The organism is Stenotrophomonas indicatrix, assembly GCA_041545745.1.
In the GTDB taxonomy this organism is placed as follows: Bacteria; Pseudomonadota; Gammaproteobacteria; order Xanthomonadales; family Xanthomonadaceae; genus Stenotrophomonas; species Stenotrophomonas indicatrix_A.
Map to the genome: position 1 here is coordinate 877,497 of CP168152.1, position 22,864 is coordinate 900,360.

28 protein-coding genes are annotated in these 22,864 nt (G+C 63.9%); 24 read left to right on the forward strand and 4 right to left on the reverse strand.

Going from position 1 to position 22,864, the window contains the following annotated elements:
* The 20 genes from rplP to ACEF39_RS04025 all read left to right on the forward strand — a co-directional run bounded on the left by rplP (position 1) and on the right by ACEF39_RS04025 (position 10,878).
* Entirely contained in the window at positions 1 to 414 is a 414-nt protein-coding gene (gene rplP, locus ACEF39_RS03930) for a 50S ribosomal protein L16 (RefSeq protein ID WP_025879305.1), read from the forward strand.
* Positions 414 to 599, forward strand: coding sequence for a 50S ribosomal protein L29 (rpmC, locus tag ACEF39_RS03935; RefSeq protein ID WP_025879306.1), 186 nt, complete (start codon positions 414 to 416; stop codon positions 597 to 599). Before rplP ends, rpmC begins: the two co-directional genes overlap by 1 nt.
* Positions 600 to 610: 11 nt before the next feature.
* On the forward strand, positions 611 to 880 hold the full coding sequence (gene rpsQ, locus ACEF39_RS03940) for a 30S ribosomal protein S17 (protein ID WP_004145355.1): 270 nt from the start codon (positions 611 to 613) through the stop codon (positions 878 to 880).
* 12 nt (positions 881 to 892) lie between these two features.
* Positions 893 to 1,261 (forward strand): 50S ribosomal protein L14, encoded by a 369-nt coding sequence (gene rplN / locus ACEF39_RS03945; RefSeq protein WP_025879307.1) that lies wholly within the window; start codon positions 893 to 895, stop codon positions 1,259 to 1,261.
* 16 nt (positions 1,262 to 1,277) lie between these two features.
* Positions 1,278 to 1,595, forward strand: coding sequence for a 50S ribosomal protein L24 (gene rplX / locus ACEF39_RS03950; protein ID WP_025879308.1), 318 nt, complete (start codon positions 1,278 to 1,280; stop codon positions 1,593 to 1,595).
* Positions 1,596 to 1,606: 11 nt separating this feature from the next.
* On the forward strand, positions 1,607 to 2,149 hold the full coding sequence (rplE, locus tag ACEF39_RS03955) for a 50S ribosomal protein L5 (protein ID WP_025879309.1): 543 nt from the start codon (positions 1,607 to 1,609) through the stop codon (positions 2,147 to 2,149).
* Between the two features lie 18 nt (positions 2,150 to 2,167).
* Positions 2,168 to 2,473, forward strand: a complete 306-nt coding sequence (rpsN, locus tag ACEF39_RS03960; protein WP_089239001.1) for a 30S ribosomal protein S14 — start codon at positions 2,168 to 2,170, stop codon at positions 2,471 to 2,473.
* A 231-nt stretch (positions 2,474 to 2,704) separates the two neighbouring features.
* Positions 2,705 to 3,103, forward strand: a complete 399-nt coding sequence (rpsH, locus tag ACEF39_RS03965) for a 30S ribosomal protein S8 (protein ID WP_025879311.1) — start codon at positions 2,705 to 2,707, stop codon at positions 3,101 to 3,103.
* A gap of 17 nt (positions 3,104 to 3,120) precedes the next feature.
* Entirely contained in the window at positions 3,121 to 3,645 is a 525-nt protein-coding gene (gene rplF, locus ACEF39_RS03970) for a 50S ribosomal protein L6 (protein ID WP_089239003.1), read from the forward strand.
* Between the two features lie 85 nt (positions 3,646 to 3,730).
* Positions 3,731 to 4,084 carry a 50S ribosomal protein L18 gene (rplR, locus tag ACEF39_RS03975; protein ID WP_025879313.1) on the forward strand — a complete coding sequence of 118 codons (354 nt, stop codon included), beginning with the start codon at positions 3,731 to 3,733 and terminating at the stop codon, positions 4,082 to 4,084.
* Positions 4,085 to 4,244: 160 nt separating this feature from the next.
* Positions 4,245 to 4,787, forward strand: coding sequence for a 30S ribosomal protein S5 (gene rpsE, locus ACEF39_RS03980; RefSeq protein WP_025879314.1), 543 nt, complete (start codon positions 4,245 to 4,247; stop codon positions 4,785 to 4,787).
* The gene (gene rpmD, locus ACEF39_RS03985) at positions 4,780 to 4,971 is read left to right on the forward strand and encodes a 50S ribosomal protein L30 (RefSeq protein WP_089239005.1); all 192 of its coding nucleotides are present in this window, start codon (positions 4,780 to 4,782) and stop codon (positions 4,969 to 4,971) included. The genes rpsE and rpmD overlap by 8 nt, the downstream gene beginning before the upstream one ends.
* 4 nt (positions 4,972 to 4,975) lie before the next feature.
* Entirely contained in the window at positions 4,976 to 5,419 is a 444-nt protein-coding gene (rplO, locus tag ACEF39_RS03990) for a 50S ribosomal protein L15 (RefSeq protein ID WP_089239007.1), read from the forward strand.
* A 7-nt stretch (positions 5,420 to 5,426) separates the two neighbouring features.
* On the forward strand, positions 5,427 to 6,794 hold the full coding sequence (gene secY / locus ACEF39_RS03995; RefSeq protein ID WP_025879317.1) for a preprotein translocase subunit SecY: 1,368 nt from the start codon (positions 5,427 to 5,429) through the stop codon (positions 6,792 to 6,794).
* Positions 6,795 to 7,140: 346 nt separating this feature from the next.
* Positions 7,141 to 7,497 (forward strand): 30S ribosomal protein S13, encoded by a 357-nt coding sequence (gene rpsM, locus ACEF39_RS04000; protein WP_025879318.1) that lies wholly within the window; start codon positions 7,141 to 7,143, stop codon positions 7,495 to 7,497.
* Positions 7,498 to 7,508: 11 nt separating this feature from the next.
* The gene (gene rpsK / locus ACEF39_RS04005) at positions 7,509 to 7,898 is read left to right on the forward strand and encodes a 30S ribosomal protein S11 (RefSeq protein ID WP_004145443.1); all 390 of its coding nucleotides are present in this window, start codon (positions 7,509 to 7,511) and stop codon (positions 7,896 to 7,898) included.
* 15 nt (positions 7,899 to 7,913) lie between these two features.
* Positions 7,914 to 8,543 carry a 30S ribosomal protein S4 gene (rpsD, locus tag ACEF39_RS04010; protein ID WP_025879319.1) on the forward strand — a complete coding sequence of 210 codons (630 nt, stop codon included), beginning with the start codon at positions 7,914 to 7,916 and terminating at the stop codon, positions 8,541 to 8,543.
* 55 nt (positions 8,544 to 8,598) lie between these two features.
* Complete coding sequence (locus ACEF39_RS04015; protein ID WP_025879320.1) at positions 8,599 to 9,597, forward strand: DNA-directed RNA polymerase subunit alpha; 999 nt, start codon at positions 8,599 to 8,601, stop codon at positions 9,595 to 9,597.
* Positions 9,598 to 9,794: 197 nt separating this feature from the next.
* Positions 9,795 to 10,178, forward strand: a complete 384-nt coding sequence (gene rplQ / locus ACEF39_RS04020) for a 50S ribosomal protein L17 (protein ID WP_025879321.1) — start codon at positions 9,795 to 9,797, stop codon at positions 10,176 to 10,178.
* A gap of 193 nt (positions 10,179 to 10,371) precedes the next feature.
* Positions 10,372 to 10,878, forward strand: coding sequence for a disulfide bond formation protein B (locus ACEF39_RS04025; RefSeq protein ID WP_089239011.1), 507 nt, complete (start codon positions 10,372 to 10,374; stop codon positions 10,876 to 10,878).
* A 151-nt stretch (positions 10,879 to 11,029) separates the two neighbouring features.
* On the opposite strand, the gene ACEF39_RS04030 is transcribed toward ACEF39_RS04025, so the two are convergent.
* Entirely contained in the window at positions 11,030 to 13,156 is a 2,127-nt protein-coding gene (locus tag ACEF39_RS04030; RefSeq protein WP_500287039.1) for a TonB-dependent receptor, read from the reverse strand.
* A 222-nt stretch (positions 13,157 to 13,378) separates the two neighbouring features.
* Here ACEF39_RS04030 and ACEF39_RS04035 point away from each other — a divergent pair, with 222 nt between their 5' ends.
* Positions 13,379 to 14,770 carry a class II 3-deoxy-7-phosphoheptulonate synthase gene (locus ACEF39_RS04035; RefSeq protein ID WP_500287040.1) on the forward strand — a complete coding sequence of 464 codons (1,392 nt, stop codon included), beginning with the start codon at positions 13,379 to 13,381 and terminating at the stop codon, positions 14,768 to 14,770.
* A 977-nt stretch (positions 14,771 to 15,747) separates the two neighbouring features.
* Positions 15,748 to 16,887 (forward strand): mechanosensitive ion channel family protein, encoded by a 1,140-nt coding sequence (locus ACEF39_RS04040; protein ID WP_500287041.1) that lies wholly within the window; start codon positions 15,748 to 15,750, stop codon positions 16,885 to 16,887.
* A gap of 66 nt (positions 16,888 to 16,953) precedes the next feature.
* On the opposite strand, the gene ACEF39_RS04045 is transcribed toward ACEF39_RS04040, so the two are convergent.
* Genes ACEF39_RS04045 through typA form a run of 3 tightly spaced genes read right to left on the reverse strand, consistent with a single transcriptional unit; the run spans position 16,954 to position 20,944 of the window.
* Complete coding sequence (locus ACEF39_RS04045; protein ID WP_500287042.1) at positions 16,954 to 18,576, reverse strand: amidase; 1,623 nt, start codon at positions 18,574 to 18,576, stop codon at positions 16,954 to 16,956.
* Positions 18,577 to 18,617: 41 nt separating this feature from the next.
* Positions 18,618 to 19,085, reverse strand: a complete 468-nt coding sequence (locus tag ACEF39_RS04050; RefSeq protein ID WP_312106276.1) for a DUF2127 domain-containing protein — start codon at positions 19,083 to 19,085, stop codon at positions 18,618 to 18,620.
* An 11-nt stretch (positions 19,086 to 19,096) separates the two neighbouring features.
* Positions 19,097 to 20,944, reverse strand: coding sequence for a translational GTPase TypA (gene typA / locus ACEF39_RS04055; RefSeq protein WP_312786918.1), 1,848 nt, complete (start codon positions 20,942 to 20,944; stop codon positions 19,097 to 19,099).
* A gap of 239 nt (positions 20,945 to 21,183) precedes the next feature.
* Between typA and ACEF39_RS04060 the strand changes: the two genes are divergently transcribed.
* Together ACEF39_RS04060 and ACEF39_RS04065 are read left to right on the forward strand one after the other, a co-directional pair.
* Positions 21,184 to 21,675: a peptidylprolyl isomerase gene (locus ACEF39_RS04060; protein WP_025879436.1), complete on the forward strand. Its 492-nt coding sequence runs from the start codon at positions 21,184 to 21,186 to the stop codon at positions 21,673 to 21,675.
* Between the two features lie 124 nt (positions 21,676 to 21,799).
* The gene (locus ACEF39_RS04065; protein ID WP_500287043.1) at positions 21,800 to 22,786 is read left to right on the forward strand and encodes a malate dehydrogenase; all 987 of its coding nucleotides are present in this window, start codon (positions 21,800 to 21,802) and stop codon (positions 22,784 to 22,786) included.
* Positions 22,787 to 22,864: the final 78 nt, after the last annotated feature.

The window sequence follows — 22,864 nt, forward strand, 5'->3', positions numbered from 1 at the left end:
ATGTTGCAACCCAAGCGAACCAAGTACCGCAAGGTGCACAAGGGCCGTAACGAAGGCCTCAGCTGGAGCGCAAACGCTGTCAGCTTTGGCGAGTACGGCCTGAAGGCAACCGCCCACGGTCAGCTGACCGCGCGTCAGATCGAAGCGGCTCGCCGCTCGATCAGCCGCTACGTGAAGCGCGGCGGCAAGATGTGGATCCGAGTGTTCCCCGACAAGCCCATCACCAAGAAGCCCATCGAAGTTCGAATGGGTTCGGGTAAGGGCAACGTGGAATACTGGGTGGCCCAGATCCAGCCCGGCCGCATGATCTATGAAATCGAGGGTGTTACCGAGGAAGTGGCACGCGAGGCGTTCCGCCTGGCCGCTGCCAAGCTCTCGGTCACCACCACTTTCGTGACCCGGACGGTGCGCTGATGGATATCAAAACTCTCCGTGAAAAGTCGGCTGACGACCTCAAGGCCCACCTGATCGACCTGCGTAAGGAACAGTTCTCTGTCCGTATGCAGCAGGTCACCGGCCAGCTGCCGAAGACACACGACATCCGCCGGGTGCGTCGCGAAATTGCTCGCGTCAAGACCCTGCTCGGCAGCACGAAGTAAGGATGGCCGCTATGAGCGACAATACTGAAAACAAAGCGCTGCGCACGGTCGAAGGCCGTGTCGTCAGCAACAAGATGGACAAGACGGTTACCGTCCTGGTCGAGCGTCAGGTCAAGCACGCACTGTACGGCAAGTACATCAAGCGCTCGACGAAACTGCACGCCCACGATGCCGACAACGCCTGCAAGGAAGGCGATGTCGTCCGCGTGACCGAGATTGCTCCGATGTCCAAGACCAAGAACTGGCGCGTGGTGGAAGTCATCACGCGTGCGGCTGAATAAGGAGTCTGAATCATGATCCAGATGCAGAGCTACCTTGACGTCGCCGACAATTCTGGTGCCAAGCGAGTGATGTGCTTCAAGGTGCTGGGTGGTTCCAAGCGCCGTTACGCCGGCATCGGCGACATCATCAAGGTCACCGTGAAGGATGCGATTCCGCGCGGCAAGGTCAAGAAGGGTGAAGTGTATGACGCCGTCGTGGTGCGTACCCGCAAGGGTGTGCGTCGCGCCGACGGCTCGCTGATCCGCTTCGACGGCAACGCTGCCGTTCTGCTTAACAACAAGCAGGAGCCGATCGGGACCCGTATCTTCGGGCCGGTGACTCGTGAACTTCGTTCGGAGAAGTTCATGAAGATCGTCTCGCTCGCTCCCGAAGTGCTGTGAGCGACAGGAGATAATCATGGCTAACCGTATCAAGAAGGGCGACCAGGTTGTCGTCAACGCTGGCAAGGACAAGGGTAAGCAGGGCGAAGTCGTCCGCGTCGATGGCGACCGTCTGGTCGTCGCCAACGTGAACATCGTCAAGCGCCACACCAAGCCGAACCCGCAGGCAGGTGTTGCCGGCGGCGTGGTCGAGCGTGAAGCGTCGATCCATATCTCCAACGTGAATGTGCTGAACCCGGCTTCGGGCAAGGGCGAGCGCGTTGGCTTCAAGGTGCTGGAGGATGGACGCAAACTGCGTGTGTTCCGCTCCAGCGGTGAGGCGCTCGACGCCTGAGGAATGAGAAGATGACTTCCCGTCTCGAAAAGTTTTACAAGGAAGAAGTGGTGCCGGCGCTGATGAAGCAGTTCGGTTACACCAATTCCATGCAGGTGCCGAAGCTGGTCAAGGTCACCCTGAACATGGGTGTCGGCGAAGCGGCCACCAACAAGAAGATCCTGGAAAACGCCGTTGGCGACATGACCAAGATCTCGGGCCAGAAGCCGATCGTCACCAAGTCGCGTATCTCGGTGGCATCGTTCAAGATCCGTGATGGTTGGCCGATCGGCTGCAAGACCACGCTGCGTCGCCACAAGATGTACGAGTTCCTGGACCGCCTGATCAACATCTCGCTGCCGCGCGTGCGCGACTTCCGTGGTGTTTCCGGTCGTTCCTTCGACGGTCGCGGCAACTTCAACATGGGTGTGAAGGAACAGATCATCTTCCCGGAAATCGACTTCGACGCTGTCGACGCGATCCGCGGTATGGATATCGCCATCACCACCACTGCGAAGACCGACGCGGAAGCGAAGGCGCTGCTGGCAGCGTTCAAGTTCCCGTTCCGTAACTGATTCGTCGAGGAAACCGAAATGGCAAAGACCTCCATGGTCAACCGCGACATCAAGCGGAAGAAACTGGCTGAAAAGTTCGCTGTCAAGCGTGCTGCTCTGAAGAAGATCGTGTCCTCCCCGGACGCGAGCTACGAAGAGAAGATCGAGGCCTCCACCAAGTTGTCGAAGCTGCCGCGCGATTCGTCGCCGAGCCGCCACCGCAACCGTTGCGAACTGTCTGGCCGCCCGCGTGGCGTGTACAGCAAGTTCGGCCTGGGTCGCAACAAGCTGCGCGAAGCCACCATGCGTGGCGACGTTCCGGGCCTGCGCAAGGCCAGCTGGTAATACCAGCCGGTCCTGCCAGCGAGGGTGCCTTCGGGGGCCCTCGCAGCCGGGGAGAGGGGACGTTCAGCTTTCCCTCTGCAAAAAACCGAAGAGCCCGACGCAAGTCGGGCTCTTTTGGCGTATACTCCCGCGTCTTGCTCTGCGCAACGCGTAGGGGAGGGGGCCTGGCCCGTTTCCAGGAGACAACAGATTTTCGCGAAAGCGGATATCGGTGCACTCAAAGGTACTCATATGAGCATGACTGATCCCATCGCCGACCTGCTGGTCCGCATCAAGAATGCGGCAGCGGTTGGCAAGCAGACGGTGAAAGCCCCGTCGTCCAAGATCAAGGTTGCGATCGCCCAGGTCCTGAAGGACGAGGGTTACATCGCCGACCTGCGCGTGACCGCGCTCGAGAACAACAAGTCCGAGCTGGAAATCGTGCTGAAGTATTTCGAAGGCAAGCCGGTCATCGCGACCCTGAAGCGCTTCTCGCGTTCGGGCCTGCGCCAGTACCGCGGCAAGAGCGAACTGCCGAAGGTCATGAACGGCCTGGGCATTTCCATCATTTCCACCTCCAAGGGCATCATGACTGATGCGCAGGCGCGCCAGTTGGGCGTCGGCGGCGAAGTCCTGTGCTTCGTGGCCTAAGGCGAAAGGAGTAGACCATGTCCCGTGTAGCCAAGAAGCCGATCGACCTGGGTAAGGTTGAACTGAACGTCCAGAACGACAACGTCATCGCCAAGGGCCCGAAGGGCACCCTGTCGCTGGCCAAGCCGGCTGGTATCAACATCAATGTCGAAAACGGCGTTGCCACCCTGAGCACCGACAACGTGGACCTGATCCCGCTGACCGGTACCGTCCGCGCCATCCTGTCCAACATGGTCAAGGGTGTTTCCGAAGGCTTCGAGCGCAAGCTTGAGCTGGTCGGCGTGGGTTACCGTGCTGCGATGCAGGGCAAGGACCTCAGCCTGTCGCTGGGCTACTCGCACCCGATCGTGTTCGTGGCGCCGGAAGGCATCACCATCACCACCCCGACCCAGACCGAAATCCTGGTGCAGGGCGCTGACAAGCAGGCCGTCGGTGAAGCTGCCGCCAAGATCCGTGCGTTCCGCAAGCCGGAGCCGTACAAGGGCAAGGGCGTGAAGTACTCCGACGAAGTCATCATCCGTAAGGAAGCCAAGAAGGCGTAAGCGCGAGTCCCTCGCAAGAGCCCGCACATCCATTGCGGACTTTCCAGGGAAAAGCCCAACCTTCAGCTTTCAAGGAAAAAACATCATGAACAAGAACATCGCCCGCCTGCGTCGCGCCAAGTCGACCCGTGCCCACATCCGTGTGCTCGGTGTGGCCCGCCTGTCGGTGCTGCGCACCGGCCAGCACCTGTACGCACAGGTCTTCACCGCTGACGGCTCGAAGGTGCTGGCTGCTGCCAACACCACCCAGGCCGACATCAAGGAAGGCCTGAAGAACGGCAAGAACGCCGATGCCGCCGCCAAGGTTGGCCGCATCGTCGCTGAGCGCGCCAAGGCCGCCGGCGTCGAGAAGGTTGCCTTCGATCGTTCGGGTTACCGTTACCACGGCCGCATCAAGGCCCTGGCTGACGCTGCCCGCGAAGCCGGCCTGCAGTTCTAAGGATCAGGGCAGGGGACTTCGGTCCCCATGCCCGCCTGCTCGCCAGCCTGAGTGAGGCTGGGCGGCGCCGCTCTTCTGCAGCGGCCCACCGCAACAACGCACCACTCCACAACCATAAGCGGCCTCGAGCCGTACATAACCCAACAACCAAGGAATAAACATGGCAGAAGAACGTCAGCAGCGGGGTCGCGATCGCGACCGTAACCGCGAAGAGAAAGTCGACGACGGCATGATCGAAAAGCTGGTCGCGGTCAACCGCGTCAGCAAGACCGTCAAGGGTGGCCGTCAGTTCACCTTCACCGCCCTGACTGTTGTCGGCGACGGCGAAGGCAAGGTCGGTTTCGGTTATGGCAAGGCCCGCGAAGTGCCGGTCGCCATCCAGAAGTCGATGGAGCAGGCTCGCAAGAACCAGGTCACCGTCGATCTGAACAACGGCACCCTGTGGCACACCATCAAGGATGGTCACGGCGCAGCGCGCGTGTTCATGCAGCCGGCTTCCGAAGGTACCGGCGTCATTGCCGGTGGTGCCATGCGCGCCGTCCTGGAAGCAGTGGGCGTGAAGAACGTGCTGGCCAAGGCCACCGGTTCGCGCAACCCGATCAACCTGGTGCGTGCCACCGTGAAGGGCCTGACTGCAGCGCAGTCGCCGGCTCGTATCGCGGCCAAGCGCGGCAAGAAGGTGGAGGATCTCAACCATGGCTAATGAAACCACCAAGACCGTCAAGGTCCGTCTGGTTCGCGGCCTGCGTGGTGCCCAGGCGCGTCATCGCCTGTCGGTGCGTGCGCTGGGTCTGGGCAAGCTGAACGATGTGCGTGAACTGAAGGACAGCCCGCAGGTTCGCGGCCTGATCAACAAGGTCCACTACCTCGTCAAGGTTGAGGAATAATCCAATGACCATGCATCTGAATGAATTGAGCCCGGCACCGGGCGCCCGCAAGGAACGTACCCGCGTCGGTCGCGGTATCGGTTCCGGCCTGGGCAAGACCTGCGGCCGCGGCCACAAGGGTTCGTTCGCCCGTAAGGGTGGCGGCAAGATCAAGGCTGGCTTCGAAGGCGGCCAGACCCCCATGCAGCGTCGTCTGCCGAAGATCGGCTTCCGTTCGCCGATCGCCAAGGACACCGCTGAAGTGCTGCTGTACCAGCTGGACAAGCTGCCGGCCGGCGAGATCGACTTCGCTGCCCTGCGTGCTGCCAAGCTGGTTCCGAGCACTGCCAAGAAGGCCAAGGTCGTCGTCAAGGGCGAAGTGACCAAGGCGTTCACCCTGAAGGGTGTTGCTGCCACGGCTGGTGCCAAGGCTGCGATCGAAGCTGCCGGCGGCAGCGTAACGGAGTAAGAGAATCATGGCGCAAGCTGGCATCGGTAACCTCGCGGGCGGAATGGGCAAGTTCACTGAACTTCGCCAACGTTTGCTGTTCGTCGTCGGGGCTTTGATCGTCTATCGCATCGGCTGCTACGTGCCGGTGCCGGGCGTCAATCCCGATGCCATGCTTGCCATGATGCAACAGCAGGGCGGCGGCATCGTGGACATGTTCAACATGTTCTCGGGCGGCGCCCTGCACCGTTTCAGCATTTTCGCGCTGAACGTGATGCCGTACATTTCGGCATCGATCGTGATGCAGCTGGCTGTGCACATCTTCCCCGCCTTGAAGGCGATGCAGAAGGAAGGTGAGTCCGGCCGCCGCAAGATCACCCAGTATTCGCGCATCGGCGCCGTGCTGCTCGCAGTGGTGCAGGGCGGTTCGATCGCGCTGGCGCTGCAGGGCCAGGTGTCGCCGACCGGCGCACCGGTCGTGTACATGCCGGGCATGGGCTTCGTGCTCACTGCCGTGGTCGCACTGACCGCCGGCACCATGTTCCTGATGTGGGTTGGTGAGCAGGTGACCGAGCGCGGCATCGGCAACGGCGTCTCGCTGATCATCTTCGCTGGTATCGTGGCGGGCCTGCCGGGCGCGGTCATCCACACCTTCGACGCCTACCGCGACGGCAACATCCAGTTCATCCAGCTGCTGCTGATCGCCATCGTCGTGCTCGCCTTCACCTTCTTCGTGGTGTTTGTCGAACGCGGCCAGCGCCGGATCACGGTGAACTACGCGCGCCGCCAGGGCGGTCGCAACGCGTACATGAACCAGACCTCGTTCCTGCCGCTGAAGCTGAACATGGCCGGTGTCATCCCGGCGATCTTCGCCTCGAGCCTGCTGGCCTTCCCGGCCACCTTGGCCATGTGGTCCGGCCAGGCGGCCAACCAGAGCACCTTTGGCCAGACCCTGCAGAAGGTCGCCAATGCCCTGGGACCGGGCGAGCCGCTGCACATGATCGTGTTCGCTGCGCTGATCACCGGTTTCGCGTTCTTCTATACTGCGCTGGTGTTCAACTCGCAGGAAACCGCCGACAACCTGAAGAAGTCGGGTGCGCTGATTCCGGGCATCCGTCCGGGCAAGGCCACCGCCGACTACATTGACGGCGTGTTGACCCGACTGACTGCTGCCGGTTCGGCTTACCTGGTGATCGTCTGCCTGCTGCCGGAACTGATGCGCACGCAGCTGAATGCCTCGTTCTACTTCGGCGGTACTTCGCTGTTGATCGTGGTGGTGGTGGTGATGGACTTCATCGCCCAGGTGCAGGCGCACCTGATGTCCCACCAGTACGAGAGCCTGCTGAAGAAGGCCAACCTGAAGGGCGGCAACCGCGGTGGTTTTGCTCGCGGCTGATTAGCCTGCTATACTTTCGTCTTCCTGACGTGATGGTCCTCCGCTTCGCGGACTCTGGCCACACAAACGAAGGGCGGCCCCCGCAGCGGTTCCGGGTGGGGGTGTGATGAGGTGGTCCCGCGCTGGAGTAGCGCGGGCGGCCCGGGAGGAAACTCCAGGTCCAACCCCATCCGGCGCCGGAGCCTGGGCACACTCCCCGGGCCGGGTTCATGAAACCTCTGGTTTCACGGGCTTCCAAGTAAACCGGAACCTTGTTAGTATCACTGGTTCACTTTTTTGATCCATCCTGCCGGATCGGCGTGCCTTGAGCGCGCTGTCGGCCATCACTCAGCTGGAGAACCGCGTCATGGCGCGTATTGCAGGCGTCAACCTGCCAGCCCAGAAGCATGTCTGGGTCGGGTTGCAAAGCATTTACGGCATCGGCCGTACCCGTTCGAAGAAGGTCTGCGAAGTCGCAGGCGTCACTTCGACCACCAAGATCCGCGATCTGTCGGAGCCGGAAATCGAGCGCCTGCGCGCCGAAGTCGGCAAGTACATCGTGGAAGGCGATCTGCGCCGTGAAATCGGTATCGCGATCAAGCGCCTGATGGACCTGGGCTGCTACCGCGGCCTGCGTCACCGTCGCGGTCTGCCGCTGCGTGGCCAGCGCACCCGTACCAACGCCCGCACCCGCAAGGGCCCGCGCAAGGCGATCAGGAAGTAAGGGACATATAAATGGCTAAGCCTGCTGCTAAGACCAAGAAGAAGATCAAGCGCGTCGTCACCGACGGCGTTGCCCACGTCCACGCTTCGTTCAACAACACCATCGTTACCATCACCGACCGTCAGGGCAACGCTCTGTCGTGGGCGACCTCCGGTGGCGCTGGCTTCCGCGGTTCGCGCAAGTCGACCCCGTTCGCAGCCCAGGTGGCTGCCGAAAAGGCCGGTCGTGCTGCGCTGGACTACGGCGTGAAGTCGCTGGAAGTCCGCATCAAGGGTCCGGGTCCGGGCCGTGAGTCGGCCGTGCGTTCGTTGAACAACGTCGGCTACAAGATCACCAACATCATCGACGTGACGCCTATCCCGCACAACGGGTGCCGTCCGCCGAAGAAGCGTCGCGTCTAAAGGGAGCGATAAGAAATGGCTCGTTATATCGGTCCTACCTGTAAGCTCGCCCGTCGCGAAGGCGCCGACCTGTCCCTGAAGAGCCCGGCGCGTGCGCTGGATTCCAAGTGCAAGTTGGAGCAGAAGCCCGGCCAGCATGGCGCCACTGCCCGTAAGGGCAAGCTGTCCGACTACGCTACCCAGCTGCGTGAAAAGCAGAAGGTCAAGCGTATCTACGGTCTGCTGGAGCGTCAGTTCCGCAACTACTACAAGAAGGCCTCGACCAAGAAGGGCAACACCGGCGAGAACCTCCTGCAGCTGCTGGAAACCCGCCTGGACAACGTTGTCTACCGCATGGGCTTCGCCGTGACCCGTCCGGCTGCCCGTCAGCTGGTGTCGCACCGCGGCGTCACCGTGAATGGCAAGTCGGTCAACCTGGCCTCGTACCAGGTCAAGGCTGGCGACGCCATCGCTCTGTCTGAAAAGGCTGCCAAGCAGCTGCGCGTCCAGGAAGCCCTGACCGTCGCCGCCCAGCATGACCTGAGCCCGTCGTGGGTTGAAGTGGATTCCGGCAAGTTCTCCGGCATCTTCAAGGCTGTTCCGGATCGTTCGGATCTGCCTGCAGACATCAACGAAGCGCTGATCGTCGAGCTGTATTCGAAGTAATTCACATTGGAGAGCCCCCGGCGACGGCCGGGGGTTCACTAGGAGAACCCGCAACATGACGGTTACCGCCAACCAGGTTCTGCGTCCTCGCGGTCCGCAGATCGAACGCATTACCGACACCCGTGCAAAGGTCGTTATCGAACCTTTGGAGCGGGGTTACGGGCATACGCTGGGTAATGCCCTGCGTCGCGTGCTGCTGTCGTCCATCCCGGGCTTCGCCATCACGGAAGTCGAAATCGACGGCGTGTTGCACGAGTACACCACGGTCGAAGGTCTGCAGGAGGACGTGCTGGAAGTCCTGCTGAACCTGAAGGACGTGGCCATCCGTATGCACTCCGGCGACAACGCGACTCTGTCCCTGTCCAAGCAGGGTCCGGGCGTTGTCACCGCTGCCGACATCAAGGTCGACCACAATGTGGAGATCTTGAACGGCGACCACGTGATCTGCCACCTGACCAAGGACACGGCAGTGAACATGCGTCTGAAGATCGAGCGTGGTTTCGGCTATCAGCCGGCTGCTGCGCGTCGTCGTCCGGACGAAGAAACCCGTGCCATCGGCCGCCTGGTCCTGGATGCCTCGTTCTCGCCGGTCCGCCGTGTCGCCTATGCCGTGGAAGCGGCTCGTGTCGAACAGCGCACCGACCTGGACAAGCTGGTCATCGATATCGAGACCAACGGCACCATCGACGCCGAAGAAGCAGTGCGTACCGCTGCCGACATCCTCAGCGATCAGCTGTCGGTGTTCGGTGACTTCACCCACCGCGACCGCGGTGCGGCGAAGCCGGCCAACAACGGCGTGGATCCGGTGCTGCTGCGCCCGATCGACGATCTGGAGCTGACCGTGCGTTCGGCCAACTGCCTGAAGGCCGAGAGCATCTACTACATCGGCGATCTGATCCAGAAGACCGAAGTCGAGCTGCTGAAGACCCCGAACCTGGGTAAGAAGTCGCTCACCGAGATCAAGGAAGTGCTGGCCCAGCGTGGCCTGTCGCTCGGCATGAAGCTGGAGAACTGGCCGCCGGCCGGCGTCGCCAGCCACGGCATGCTGGGCTGATATAGCCTTTCTGCAAGACCGCATGGCCCCGTCGGCAACGACGGGGCCATTGCACCAAGGCAATACCGCCACGACGAACGAAGGTTCGCGGGCAGGTCGTCCAGGACGGATGGCCAGGACCAACCGCAGTCCGAGCAGCAGCGCCAGGAAGGCGACAACGATCCGCAAAGCCACATCATTAACCAAGGAATATCACCATGCGTCATCAGAAATCCGGCCGTAAGTTCAGCCGTACCAGCGCCCACCGCGAAGCGATGTTCAAGAACATGGCCGCCTCGCTGTTCAAGCACGAGCTGATCAAGACCACCCTGCCGAAGGCCAAGGAACTGCGCCGCGTCGCCGAGCCGCTGATCACCCTGGCCAAGGTCGACTCCGTCGCCAACCGTCGTCTGGCCTTCGCTCGCCTGCGCGACAACGAAGCCGTCGGCAACCTGTTCACCATCCTGGGCCCGCGCTACGCGAACCGTCCGGGCGGCTACCTGCGCCTGCTGAAGTGCGGCTTCCGCGCTGGCGACAACGCGCCGATGGCCTACGTCGAACTGGTTGACCGTCCGGTCGTGGCTGAAGCCGTCGAAGAATAATCGACGCGCTACACCCGTCATTCGGTGAAGAACCCGGCCTCGTGCCGGGTTTTTCCGTTTCTGCGGGGTCAGAGCCCTTTGCATCCGCAAAGGGATCCGACCCCGCACCGTTCCGACGGGCGCGACGTTGTGGCGGTTCGAACGGCGCGCACTCTCGGTTACGCTTGCGGTCCGTACTACACGAGCGTTGCCGATGAATCCTCTGCGCTGGCCTTTCCGCGCCCAGTTCCTGCTGGGCTTCCTGATCTGCGCGGGCCTGCTGGGCTACGCCATCTTCCTGCAGTTGAAGATGGGCCTGGAGCCGTGTCCGCTGTGCATCTTCCAGCGCCTGGCGTTCGTCGCCCTGGGCCTGCTGTTCCTGATCGGCGCCCTGCATGGGCCGTCCAACCGTCCGGGGCGGGCGACCTACGGCATCCTCGCGTTCATCGCCGCTGCCGTGGGCGTGGGTATCGCCGCACGCCACGTCTACGTGCAGATGCTGCCGCCGGAGATGGGTGCGACCTGTGGCCCGCCACTGGCCTTCCTGCGCGAGACCATGGGGCCGCTGGAAGTGTTCCGCACCGTGTTGACCGGCACCGGCAACTGCGGCAACATCGACTGGACCTTCCTCGGTCTGACCATGCCGATGTGGTCGGGCGTGTGGTTCGTGCTGCTGGCGCTGTGGGCGTTGGTTGTGTCGCTGCGCAAGGTCAAGCGCTGACCCAGTCTGGAGCCACGCATGGCGTGGCTCTACTGCGTATCGGCAGCCACGCATGGCGTGGCTCTACTGCGTTCCGGTAGTGCCGGCCGCTGGCCGGCAACCCCGGGGGCGATGCAGTCCCATGCGATGCCGGCCAGCGGCCGGCACTACCTCAGAAATCCTGCTGCAGGCTCAGATAGGCGCCGCGACGCGGCCCCCATTGCGGCGCGAACACACCGATGCCGCCGCCATCGCGCAGTTGGTAGCTGCGGTCCAGCATGTTGAGCACGGCCAGCTGCACATGCAGCGGATGGCCGCTGTCGGCGTTGAAGTCATGCGCGGCGCTGAGATTGACCTGAAGGTACGACGGCAGCTCGCCGCCATTGGGCACACCCTCGATGTCCGAACGCAGGCCGCTGCCGTACACGTAGTTCGCACCCACCCGGTTGTGGCCAGCGAAGGCGTAGCTGACGCCGCCGGAGGAAGTCAGCTTCTGGTCGTGGTCCAGATGGATCCAGTTCTGCTGTACGTAGGCCAATGCATCTGGATCGAGGTTGTACTGGCTGGTGATGACCTGGGTGCCCATGGCTTTGTTGTAGGCCGCGTTGAAATACGCGCTGATCGGCCCGTTGCTGTAGTCGGCGCTGAACTCCAGGCCGTGGATGTGGCCGCGCCGATAGTTGAAGGTGGAATAGATGTAGGCGGCGCCGAACTGGCCTTCGTCCTGCAGGCGCGAGACGCGGCGGTCGTAGGCATCCAGGCCGAGGGTGAGGTGGTCGCCGATCTGCTGTGACACGCCGATGTCGTAGTAGTCGCTGCGCTCGGACAACGGCGTGTTGCTGCCACCGGCGGGTTGCTGGTTGCTGGTGCCGTCGAACAGGGCCAGATCGCTGCCGGCAACCAGTTCGCTGGCGGGCGGGGTGAAGTAGCGCGAGTAGCCGGCATGCACTGTGGTGCTGTCGCTGGCATTCCAGACCACGCCCAGGCGCGGGCTGAGCTGGCCCTCGGTGTGGCCGAACGCCTTGAAGCGGTCGCCGCGCAGGCCGTAGTTGACCGTCCAGTCATCGCCTATCCGCCACTCATCCTGCACGTACAGTGCGGCAGTGCTGGCATGGAAGGCGTTGCGGTCCGGGATCAGCTGCGGCGTGGTGCTTGTCTGCCGCCCATCGGCATCGACCGGGAAGACCCAGCTGCTGTTGTTGGCCGCGGCGTGTTCGTAGTTGCCATACAGGCCATAGCGTAAGGTGTGGTTGTCGCCCAGCGGTGTGGAGAAATCGGCCTGCAGGGTGTTGGCGCGGTTGCTGCGCTGGACCTGCGAGGCGACGCCACTGAACACCAGGTCGCCGACGATGTCCGGGTTGAAGGCCACGTCGCTGTAGCGCTGGCCGGCCGACAGCTGGTACGCGGTCTGGCCCAGCGTGCCCTGCAGCACCAGCATGCCGAAGCGGGTGGTTTCGCGCTGGGTTTCGTCCAGCTGGCTGGAATCGAAGGTGGTGGTGTCCAGGTAACCGAACTGCGGGGTCTGCCCCGGGTTGACCGGAATCTGGAAGCGGTTGTTGGCGAAGCCGGCGAACACGCTCAGGCGGGTGTTGTCGTTGACCAGATAGGTCAGGTCGGCAAAGGCCTTCCCTTGGTGGGTATCGTCATGCAGCGGCTTGCGTGAGTTGGTGGGGCTCTCCAGCCCGACTTCGTTCTGATCGTAGTTGCCGGTCAGGAACCAGCTCCAGCGGCCCTGGTTGCCCCACCAGGAGGCATTCGGGTTGACCTTGCCGAACGAGCCGGCGGTGATGCCGGCGCTGCCGCCGTTGCCCAGCTCGGCCCCGCTGCGGGTCGTGATATCGACCACCGCGGCGGTGCGTTCACCGAACTGTGCCGGCAGGGCACCATCCATCAGGCGGATGCTCTTGATGGTGCGGGCATCCAGGGTCTGGCCGAAGCCGGAGATCGATTCGGGCAGCAGTACGCCGTTGATGCGGTACTGCAGGTTGGCGTGGTCGCCGCGCACGTGCACGCCGCCGTAGGAGTCCTGGACCACGCCCGGGGCCTGCAGCAGCACCTGGCTGAGCGGGGCGGAGGCGCCCAGAGGCTGCTTTTGGATGTCCTCGGCGGTGATCTGGTACTGGCTGCTGCCGATGTCCGGGGACAGGGCGTTGCGGGCCTGGTCGAGCTGGGCGCTGACGGTGACCACGTCGAGGTTCTTGACCGCAGCCGCGCTGGAATCAGTGTCGGCGGCAAGTACGGGTTGGCTGGCCAGGATCAGGGCGAAGGTGATGGCGGTGGTGAGCAGGGAGGGCTTCATGGGAAATGGGCAGGGAAGAGGGAAGGGGCCGGTCCATGAGGGAGTGTTACTCCGTAACAACTGCGTGCCGATCATGCGCCTGTCCAGCGGTGGCGACCATGCCGTTTCTGGCCGATCACGCGGCCCCTTTCCACGCCGTTCAGGCAGTCATGGCGGTGCCTGGCCCTTTGCGTCAGCGGCTGGCTCTGCGACCATGACCGCCCCCCACCCCGGATGTCCGTGATGAGCCTGTCCGCCGTTCCGCCCGCCCCCGATCCTGCCGCCATCGCTGCTGGCGCTGCCTGGTCACCGGAGAGCTGGCGGGGCAAGACCGCGCTGCAGATGCCGACCTATCCCGATCCGGTGGCACTGGATGCCGCGCTGCACGAGCTGAAGCGGCTGCCGCCGCTGGTGACCTCGTGGGAGATCCTGGCGCTGAAGCAGCAGCTGGCCGACGCCCAGGACGGCAAGCGTTTCCTGTTGCAGGGTGGCGACTGCGCGGAGAATTTCAGCGACTGCGAATCGGGCACGATCTCCAACCGGTTGAAGGTGCTGCTGCAGATGAGCCTGGTGCTGGTGCACGGCCTGCGTCAGCCGGTGATCCGCGTCGGCCGTTTTGCCGGGCAGTACGCCAAGCCGCGCTCGGCCGATACCGAAACCCGCGATGGTGTGACCCTGCCCAGCTACCGTGGCGATGTCATCAATGCGCCGGCCTTTACCGAAGCGGCGCGTCTGCCCGACCCGAAGCGGATGCTGCAGGCCCACGCGCATTCGGCGATGACGATGAACTTCGTGCGGGCGCTGATCGATGGCGGCTTCGCCGATCTGCACCATCCCGAATACTGGAACCTGGAATGGGTGAGCCATTCGCCGTTGGCCGCCGAGTACCAGAAGATGGTGGCCTCGATCGGTGATGCCGTGCACTTCATGGAGACCCTGGCCGGGGCCCGCGTGCACAACCTCAACCGCATCGATTTCTACACCTCGCATGAAGCGCTGCTGTTGCCCTACGAGCAGGCGCTGACCCGGCAGGTGCCGCGCCAGCAGGGCTGGTTGAACCTGAGCACGCACTATCCGTGGATCGGCATGCGGACCGCCGCGCTGGATGGCGCGCACGTGGAGTACCTGCGTGGCGTGCGCAACCCGATCGCGATCAAGGTGGGCCCGTCGGTGACGCCGGACCAGTTGCTGCGTCTGATCGATGTGCTCAACCCGGATGACGAGCCGGGCCGCCTGAGCTTCATCCATCGCATGGGCGCGGCGCAGATTGCGCAGAAGTTGCCGCCGTTGCTGGATGCGGTCAAGCGCGATGGCCGTCGCGTGCTGTGGGTGTGCGATGCGATGCACGGCAATACCGAGAGCACCGCCAACGGCTTCAAGACGCGGCGCTTCGACAACGTGCGCGGCGAGGTCGAGATGTCCTTCGATCTGCATGCGGCTGCGGGCACCCGTCTGGGTGGCGTGCATCTGGAGCTGACCGGTGAGGATGTGACCGAATGCACCGGCGGTGCGCGCGAACTGACCGAGCGTGACCTGGAACGCGCCTATCGTTCGACCGTAGACCCGCGTCTGAACTACGAGCAGTCGCTGGAGATTGCGATGGCGATCGTGCGCAAGCAGGAGCAGGTGCGCTGAGGGTTGGCTTCTGCAGGGCTGCGCCCTGCACCTGCCGGATCAACATCAACATCAACATCAACATCAACGTCAAAAGCGGGCTATCCGTGGGTTGGCGGGGCGGTGTCGGATTGCGGGGACGCCGCAAGTACGTCCTTGTAGGCTTGGCCGCGGCATCCATGCCGCGGACACCCCGCAATCCGACACCGCCCCGACTTCGACAGTTCTCTGGTGTCTGATGGATTCCCTCCCTGCGTGGATGAATCTGCATCGGAATCGAATATTTCGAATTGAATTTGAAGAGCATCCACGCATGAAGTGTGTTTCGGCAGGGCTGCGCCCTGCACCTTCCGGATGAACATCAACGTCAACGTCAAAAGCGGGCTATCCGTGGGTTGGCGGGGCGGTGTCGGATTGCGGGGACGCCGCAAGTACGTCCTTGTAGGCTTGGCCGCGGCATCCATGCCGCGGACACCCCGCGAGCCGACACCGCCCCACCTTCGACAGATTTCCGGTGGCTGATGAATTCATGCCATGCGTGGATGAATCTCCATCGGAATCGATTATTTCGACAATTGAACGAAGAGCATCCACGCATGGCGTGGATCTACGTGTCGACCAAGGTCGACACCCACCAAGAGCAGGCCATGACATTCCGACAGATCGCGGGAATCTGTCGAAGGCGGGGTGGGTCCGGTTGCGGGGGTGTAAGCGCCATGGATGGCGCGCCCAAGCCTCCAGGGACGGATTCACGGCGTCCCCCGCAACCGGACCCACCCTGCCATCCCACGGAATGCCGGCTTTTGCCGTTGCCGTTGCCGTTGCCGTTGCTGTTGCTGTTGCTGTTGCTGTTGCTGTTGCTGTTGCTCCGGCCTCTGCGGGTGCAGGGCGCAGCCCTGCCGAACACCCCCGCCTACATTCTGCTTACGAACGGCTGACATCGTGCTCATGCTGCATGCGCCACGCTGTCTCCTTGATGCAGACAGCGAGAATGCGCAGTGATCTGGCAACACCTGCAGCAGTATCTTTGGCCGATCGGTACGGCGCTGGTGGTCGGTGGCCTGGGGGCCTGGGCCGTACTGGCGCTGTACCGCCGCCTGCGCGGGCGTGATCGGCGCCGCGCGCGCATCGGCCGGGTGATCGGTCCGCCACTGGCCCTGGCCTTGCCCTTGCTGCTGCTGGTGCCGGCGCTGCAGGCCACGCCATTGCCGGAACACACGCTCGATCAACTGCTGCGCGTGCTGCACATTGCACTGACCGCCTGCTTCATCTGGCTGCTGGTGCGTGCGGTGGCCGCGGGCGAGCGGGCGATCCTGCGCAGCCATCCCATCGATGTCTCGGACAACCTCGAAGCGCGCCGCATCCAGACCCAGACGCGGGTGCTCAGCCGCGTGCTGATGGGCGGCATCATCGTGCTCGGTGCTTCGCTGGTGCTGTTGACGTTCCCGATGGTGCAGAAGATCGGCACCGCACTGCTGGCCTCGGCGGGCCTCATCGGCCTGGTAGCCGGTATCGCCGCCAAACCGGTGTTCGGCAATCTGATCGCCGGCCTGCAGATCGCGGTGACACAGCCGATCCGGCTCGATGACGTGGTGATCGTCGAGGGCGAGTGGGGGCGCGTCGAGGAGATCGGCAGCAGCTATGTGGTGGTGCGCATCTGGGATGAGCGGCGGATGGTGGTGCCGCTGACATGGTTCATCGAGCATCCGTTCCAGAACTGGACGCGACGCAGTGCCGACCTGCTGGGCACGGCTTTTCTTTGGCTGGACTACCGCGCGCCGATCGCGGCGATACGTTCCGAGCTGGAACGCATCTGCCACGGCCAGCCGCTGTGGGATGGACGGGTGTGCGTGACCCAGGTGACCGAAACCAGCGAGCGCGCGATCCAGGTACGGCTGCTGGTCAGTGCGCGCAGTTCCGGTGATGCGTTCGACCTGCGCTGCCTGGTGCGCGAGCGCATGCTGGATTTCCTCGCGCGCGAGCATCCGCAATCGCTGCCGCAGGTGCGCGCGCGTCTGCAGCGGGACGATGAGCTGGATATGCCGCGGATGCGGCGTGCAGGCAGTGCCGACGTGCGTTCACCCGGTGCCGAGGATGGCGAAGCGGCCATCGCGCCGGTGGAGCCGTCGGACCGCTAGTGTCGGCCGCTGGCCGGCAACTCCGGAAGGGTCGGGTTGCCGGCCAGCGGCCGGCACTACCGCATGTCAGGGATCGCCTGATTCGATCAATGCGTCGGTGTCGAAGCGCGGCGGACGCCTGGCGCGCGTGCGCTGCTCATATGCGTAGGCCATCTCGATCAGCTTCGGTTCGCTCCAGGCCGTGCCCATGAACAGCAACCCCGCCGGCAGGCCATCGATCTGGCCCATCGGCACGCTCAGGCTGGGGTAGCCGGCGACGGCGGCCACACTGTAGCTCTCGCCGGGGAAGTCATCGCCGGTGCTGCGCAGGGGCCAGGCCACGCCGGTTGTCGGTGCGATCAGCGCATCCAGCTTCTGCGATGCCAGCACGGCGTCGATGCCTTCCGGGCCCGCCAGGCGCCGCGCATCGCTGCGCGCGCGGATGTAGACGGGATCGCCCAGGCCAGGGGTCGCCTCGGCCTCCTGCAGCAGCTCCTGGCCGAACAGGCCCAGTTCCTGGCCCTTGTGTGCCTCGTTGAAGGCGATCAATCCGGCCAGGCTGCGCAGTGGCGCCTGGTAGGTGTCGAGGTAGCGCTCCAGTCCCGCCTTGAATTCGTACAGCAGGACGATGCGCTCGGCATCGGCCCAGGCGCCCTGGTTGGGCAGTTCCACCGGCACCACCACGGCGCCGGCGCGGCGCAGTTCAGCGACAGCCTGCTCAACCAGCGGTGGCATTCCGCGATACTTCAGCAGTGGTGTCTGCAGCAGGCCGATGCGCTTGCCGCGCAGGCCCTGCGGATCCAGTCGTGCGGTGTAGTCGTAGACGGCGCGGCCGGGCATGGTCGCGGTGGCGGGATCGGCGTCATCGCGGCCGGCGATGGCGGTCAGCACGGCGGCGGCGTCGGCGACGCTGCGGGTCATCGGGCCGGCGGAGTCCTGGCTGAAGGAGATCGGGATGATGCCTTCGCGGCTGACCAGGCCGACGGTCGGTTTCAGGCCGACCACGCCGTTGACCGCCGCAGGGCAGACGATGCTGCCATCGGTTTCAGTGCCGATCGCAACACTGGCCAGGTTGGCGGCCACGGCCACCGCGCTGCCGCTGCTGGAGCCACACGGCGAATGACTGAGGCGGTAGGGATTGCGGGTCTGGCCGCCGCGCGCGCTCCAGCCGGAGATGGAGTCGTTGCCGCGGAAGTTGGCCCACTCGCTGAGGTTGGTCTTGCCCAGCACCACCGCACCGGCCTCGCGCAGGCGCCGCACCAGATAGGCGTCGGCGGGGCGGAAACCCTGCAGTGCCAGCGAGCCGGCACTGGTGGCCATGGGGGCGGCGTTGATGTTGTCCTTCAGCAGGATCGGGATGCCGTGCAGCGGCCCGCGCAGGCGGCCGCTGCGACGCTCCTGATCGCGCTGCGCGGCGTCCTTCAGGGCATCGGGGTTGAGTTCGATCACCGCGCGCAGGCGAGGGCCGGCGCGATCGAGGGCGGCAATGCGCTTGAGGTAGGCGCTGGTCAGGGTGACGCTGTCGAGCTCACCGGTGACCATTCGCGCCTGCAGTTCGGAGACTTCGGTCTCGGCGTAGGGAAAGGGCATGACGTTGTTGCTGGGTTCACCGGCATGTGCGGTGGAGGCGGCCGGGCTGCAGCCAGCCGCAAGCCCCGCAGTCAACGCGGCGATCAGGAAGGACAGGAGGGGCGGCAAGGACAGGCGCATGGGGCAGCTTCGACGGCTCCGATCCCCAGTGTAGCGGCTGCTCAGCGGCGGCGCTTGCGCAGGTCGCGCGCCAGCACGTAGACGACGATCAGGTTGATCGCCAGCACGGTCCACGAGGCCCAGCCGGGATGGCGGACGATCGCGTAGATATCGAAGGGCAGGTAGATGGAGGCGGTCAGGCAGCCCAGCCAGGAGGCCCATGCCTTGGCTTTCCACAACCCCCAGGCTTCGACCAGGTGCAGCAGGCCGTAGCCGATCATCGCCGCTGCGGCCAGGTGCACTGCGTCGGGATTGATCGCATTCAACAACGAGGGCAGGGTGCCGTGATCCGGGTCCAGACTGAAACGCCGGATCAGGGCGTTGACGCCGTCGCGAAGCGGTTGCGGGCCGAGGATTTCCAGCCCGGTGGCCGCCAGCAACGCCAGCATCGCCTTGCTCGCTTCGAGCAAGGCGATGACGTGGAGGCCCGGATGCCGATGCGGATCCGGGTTGTAACCGTTCTGGCTCACGGTTCGCTGGATCAGCCGCCGCGCGAGTTCTTCTTGCGGTCGCTTTCGGTCAGGAACTTCTTGCGCAGACGGATCTCCTTCGGGGTGATCTCGACCAGCTCGTCGTCTTCGATGAAGTCCAGGGCCTGTTCCAGCGAGTACTTGATCGCCGGAGTCAGCTGGATCGCATCGTCCTTGCCCGAAGCGCGCATGTTGGTCAGCGGCTTGGTCTTGATGGCGTTGACGGTCAGGTCGTTGTCCTTGGAGTGGATGCCGACCAGCTGACCTTCATAGACGTTGTCGCCTTCAGCAGCGAACAGCTTGCCGCGTTCCTGTAGCGGCCCCAGCGAGTACGCGGGCGTGGTGCCCGGGGCATTGGCGATCATCACGCCGTTCTGGCGTTTGGCGATGGCGCCCTGTTCCTTCGGGCCGTAATGGTCGAACACGTGGAACAGCAGGCCCGAACCCTGGGTGAGGGTCTTGAACTCGTTCTGGAAGCCGATCAGGCCACGGGCCGGGATCTGGTACTCCAGGCGCACACGGCCCTTGCCGTCCGATTCCATGTTCTTCAGCTGGCCCTTGCGGGTGCCCAGCTTTTCCATCACGCCGCCCTGGTGGACTTCTTCGATATCCACCACCAGCTGCTCGATCGGCTCCATGGCCTGGCCGTCGATCTGCTTGATGATCACTTCCGGGCGCGACACGGCCAGCTCGTAGCCTTCGCGACGCATGTTCTCGATCAGCACCGACAGGTGCAGTTCGCCACGGCCGGAGACCAGGAACTTGTCGGCGTCTTCCAGCTGTTCGACCTTCAGGGCCACGTTGTGGACCTGCTCGCGATCCAGACGGTCCTTGATCTGGCGGCTGGTCAGGAACTTGCCACCGGACAGGTCCTTGTTGCCGGCGAACGGCGAGTTGTTGACCTGGAAGGTCATCGAGATGGTCGGCTCGTCGACGGTCAGTGCCGGCAGCGCTTCCGGGGTTTCCGGATGGCACAGGGTGTCGGAGATGGTCAGTTCCGGAATACCGGAGATGGCGACGATGTCGCCGGCTTCGGCGGTGTCCTGCTCGATGCGCTCCAGGCCCAGGAAGCCCAGCACCTGCGCGACCTTGCCGTTGCGCTTCTTGCCTTCACGGTCGATCACCGCGACCTGCATGTTCTTCTTCAGGGTGCCGCGCTGGATGCGGCCGATGCCGATCACGCCCACGAAGTTGTTGTAGTCCAGCTGGCTGATGCGCATCTGGAACGGACCTTCCGGGTCCACTTCCGGCTTCGGTGCGTGCTGCATGATCGCTTCGTACAGCGGGGTCATGTCGCCGTCGCGCACGGTGTCTTCCAGGCCGGCGTAGCCGTTCAGGGCCGAGGCGTAGACGATCGGGAAGTCGAGCTGCTCATTGGTGGCGCCGAGCTTGTCGAACAGGTCGAAGACCTGGTCGATCACCCACTCCGGACGCGAGCCCGGACGGTCGACCTTGTTGACCACGACGATCGGCTTGAAGCCCATCGCGAAGGCCTTCTGGGTGACGAAGCGGGTCTGCGGCATCGGGCCATCCATCGCGTCGACCAGGATCAGCACGGTGTCGACCATCGACAGCACGCGCTCGACCTCGCCGCCGAAGTCGGCGTGTCCGGGGGTGTCGACGATGTTGATCCGGTTCTTGATACCGGTCTTCTTGTCTTCCCAGGTGATGGCCGTGTTCTTGGCCAGGATGGTGATGCCGCGTTCCTTTTCCTGGTCGTTGCTGTCCATCACGCGCTCGGCGAGGACGGTACGCTCGGACAGGGTGCCGGACTGCTTCAGCAGCTGGTCGACCAGGGTGGTCTTGCCATGGTCGACGTGGGCGACGATGGCGATGTTGCGAAGGTTTTCGATGGACATACGAAAGGGGGCCAGTCGGCGCCGGATTTGGAAAAAGAAGTCCAACATTATACGTCGAACTTGACGATTGGCGAAAACCTGGATTTCAGACCTGCCGAGGTCCCCATTCAGCCTGGCTCCCGGCGCTGCCCGTCCACGGGCTGAAGGCCCTGCCTGCGCCGATGGTCGAAGCCGCCCATGCCACGGGGGAGGTGTATCCTTATGGGGCTGATTACACACCCCGCATCCCAAGGATCTGCATGTCCCTCATCGCCACTTTCGACACCACCCAAGGCCCGATCAAGGTCGAGCTGTTCGCCGACAAGGCGCCGCTGACGGTCGCCAACTTCGTGAACCTGGTCAAGCGCGGCTTCTATGATGGCCTGATCTTCCACCGCGTGATCCCCGATTTCATGATCCAGGGCGGTTGCCCGCAGGGTCGTGGCACCGGCGGCCCGGGCTACAAGTTCGAAGACGAGAAGAATGGTGTGAAGCACCAGATCGGCTCGCTGTCGATGGCCAACGCCGGCCCGAACACCAATGGCAGCCAGTTCTTCATCACCCACATCAAGACCGATTGGCTGGACGGCAAGCACACCGTGTTCGGCCAGGTCCTGGAAGGCCAAGCGATCGTTGATTCGGTCAAGCAGGGCGACGTGATCCATTCGATCACCCTGGAAGGCGACACCGACGCCGTGCTCGCCGCCCAGGCTGAGCGCGTGGGTGAGTGGAACAAGATCCTCGCCGCCTGATCCGCCCCCGACGGCCCCCTGCAGAGGGGGCCGTTTCGATGTTTCGGCCGCCCCGCCAGGCCCATCCCCGCCCGCGCGGCCATCTTCTACAACGCTACTTAGCTTCTTAGCAGAGGAAATCCCCATGAAAGCACCTGTTCGTGTTGCCGTGACCGGCGCCGCCGGCCAGATCGGCTACGCCCTGCTGTTCCGTATCGCCTCCGGTGAAATGCTGGGCAAGGACCAGCCGGTCATCCTGCAGCTGCTGGAGCTGCCGGTCGACAAGGCCCAGGCCGCCCTGAAGGGCGTGATGATGGAACTGGAAGACTGCGCGTTCCCGCTGCTGGCCGGCATGGTCGGCACCGACGACGCCGAAGTCGCCTTCAAGGACGCAGACATCGCCCTGCTGGTCGGCGCGCGTCCGCGCGGCCCGGGCATGGAGCGCAAGGATCTGCTGCTGGAAAACGCCAAGATCTTCACCGCCCAGGGCGCCGCGCTGAACAAGGTCGCCAAGCGTGACGTGAAGGTGCTGGTGGTTGGCAACCCGGCCAACACCAATGCCTACATCGCGATGAAGTCGGCGCCGGACCTGAACCCGCGCAACTTCACCGCCATGCTGCGCCTGGACCACAACCGTGCGCTGAGCCAGCTGTCGACCAAGCTCGGCAAGTCGGTCGCCGGCATGGAGAAGCTGGTGGTGTGGGGCAACCACAGCCCGACCATGTACCCGGACTACCGTTTCGCCACCGCCGATGGTGCGTCGATCGCCGATGCGATCAACGACCAGGAGTGGAATGCCAACACCTTCATCCCGACCGTCGGCAAGCGCGGCGCGGCGATCATCGAAGCCCGTGGTTCGTCCTCGGCTGCTTCGGCCGCCAACGCAGCGATCGACCACGTGCGCGACTGGGTGCTGGGCAGCAACGGCAAGTGGGTCACCATGGGCGTACCGTCCGACGGTTCCTACGGCATTCCGGAAGGCGTGATCTTCGGCTTTGCGGTCACTACCGAGAACGGCGAGTACACCCTGGTCAAGGATCTGCCGGTCGACGACTTCAGCCAGAAGTACATCGACAAGACCCTGGCCGAGCTGGAAGAAGAGCGCGCCGGCGTCGCCCACCTGCTGGGCTGATGCGGTCTGTGCCGGCAGCTTGCCGGCACGTTTTCCATCAGGATAGGTACCGGCCGTTGGCCGGTACGCAGGAAATGG

What these genes read in the sequence shown, in the direction of transcription:
- rplP (WP_025879305.1), top strand. Translation starts at nt 1, where the DNA reads ATGTTGCAACCCAAGCGAACCAAGTACCGCAAGGTGCACAAGGGCCGT.
- rpmC (WP_025879306.1), top strand. Translation starts at nt 414, where the DNA reads ATGGATATCAAAACTCTCCGTGAAAAGTCGGCTGACGACCTCAAGGCC.
- rpsQ (WP_004145355.1), top strand. Translation starts at nt 611, where the DNA reads ATGAGCGACAATACTGAAAACAAAGCGCTGCGCACGGTCGAAGGCCGT.
- rplN (WP_025879307.1), top strand. Translation starts at nt 893, where the DNA reads ATGATCCAGATGCAGAGCTACCTTGACGTCGCCGACAATTCTGGTGCC.
- rplX (WP_025879308.1), top strand. Translation starts at nt 1,278, where the DNA reads ATGGCTAACCGTATCAAGAAGGGCGACCAGGTTGTCGTCAACGCTGGC.
- rplE (WP_025879309.1), top strand. Translation starts at nt 1,607, where the DNA reads ATGACTTCCCGTCTCGAAAAGTTTTACAAGGAAGAAGTGGTGCCGGCG.
- rpsN (WP_089239001.1), top strand. Translation starts at nt 2,168, where the DNA reads ATGGCAAAGACCTCCATGGTCAACCGCGACATCAAGCGGAAGAAACTG.
- rpsH (WP_025879311.1), top strand. Translation starts at nt 2,705, where the DNA reads ATGAGCATGACTGATCCCATCGCCGACCTGCTGGTCCGCATCAAGAAT.
- rplF (WP_089239003.1), top strand. Translation starts at nt 3,121, where the DNA reads ATGTCCCGTGTAGCCAAGAAGCCGATCGACCTGGGTAAGGTTGAACTG.
- rplR (WP_025879313.1), top strand. Translation starts at nt 3,731, where the DNA reads ATGAACAAGAACATCGCCCGCCTGCGTCGCGCCAAGTCGACCCGTGCC.
- rpsE (WP_025879314.1), top strand. Translation starts at nt 4,245, where the DNA reads ATGGCAGAAGAACGTCAGCAGCGGGGTCGCGATCGCGACCGTAACCGC.
- rpmD (WP_089239005.1), top strand. Translation starts at nt 4,780, where the DNA reads ATGGCTAATGAAACCACCAAGACCGTCAAGGTCCGTCTGGTTCGCGGC.
- rplO (WP_089239007.1), top strand. Translation starts at nt 4,976, where the DNA reads ATGACCATGCATCTGAATGAATTGAGCCCGGCACCGGGCGCCCGCAAG.
- secY (WP_025879317.1), top strand. Translation starts at nt 5,427, where the DNA reads ATGGCGCAAGCTGGCATCGGTAACCTCGCGGGCGGAATGGGCAAGTTC.
- rpsM (WP_025879318.1), top strand. Translation starts at nt 7,141, where the DNA reads ATGGCGCGTATTGCAGGCGTCAACCTGCCAGCCCAGAAGCATGTCTGG.
- rpsK (WP_004145443.1), top strand. Translation starts at nt 7,509, where the DNA reads ATGGCTAAGCCTGCTGCTAAGACCAAGAAGAAGATCAAGCGCGTCGTC.
- rpsD (WP_025879319.1), top strand. Translation starts at nt 7,914, where the DNA reads ATGGCTCGTTATATCGGTCCTACCTGTAAGCTCGCCCGTCGCGAAGGC.
- ACEF39_RS04015 (WP_025879320.1), top strand. Translation starts at nt 8,599, where the DNA reads ATGACGGTTACCGCCAACCAGGTTCTGCGTCCTCGCGGTCCGCAGATC.
- rplQ (WP_025879321.1), top strand. Translation starts at nt 9,795, where the DNA reads ATGCGTCATCAGAAATCCGGCCGTAAGTTCAGCCGTACCAGCGCCCAC.
- ACEF39_RS04025 (WP_089239011.1), top strand. Translation starts at nt 10,372, where the DNA reads ATGAATCCTCTGCGCTGGCCTTTCCGCGCCCAGTTCCTGCTGGGCTTC.
- ACEF39_RS04030 (WP_500287039.1), bottom strand. Translation starts at nt 13,156, where the DNA reads ATGAAGCCCTCCCTGCTCACCACCGCCATCACCTTCGCCCTGATCCTG.
- ACEF39_RS04035 (WP_500287040.1), top strand. Translation starts at nt 13,379, where the DNA reads ATGAGCCTGTCCGCCGTTCCGCCCGCCCCCGATCCTGCCGCCATCGCT.
- ACEF39_RS04045 (WP_500287042.1), bottom strand. Translation starts at nt 18,576, where the DNA reads ATGCGCCTGTCCTTGCCGCCCCTCCTGTCCTTCCTGATCGCCGCGTTG.
- typA (WP_312786918.1), bottom strand. Translation starts at nt 20,944, where the DNA reads ATGTCCATCGAAAACCTTCGCAACATCGCCATCGTCGCCCACGTCGAC.
- ACEF39_RS04060 (WP_025879436.1), top strand. Translation starts at nt 21,184, where the DNA reads ATGTCCCTCATCGCCACTTTCGACACCACCCAAGGCCCGATCAAGGTC.
- ACEF39_RS04065 (WP_500287043.1), top strand. Translation starts at nt 21,800, where the DNA reads ATGAAAGCACCTGTTCGTGTTGCCGTGACCGGCGCCGCCGGCCAGATC.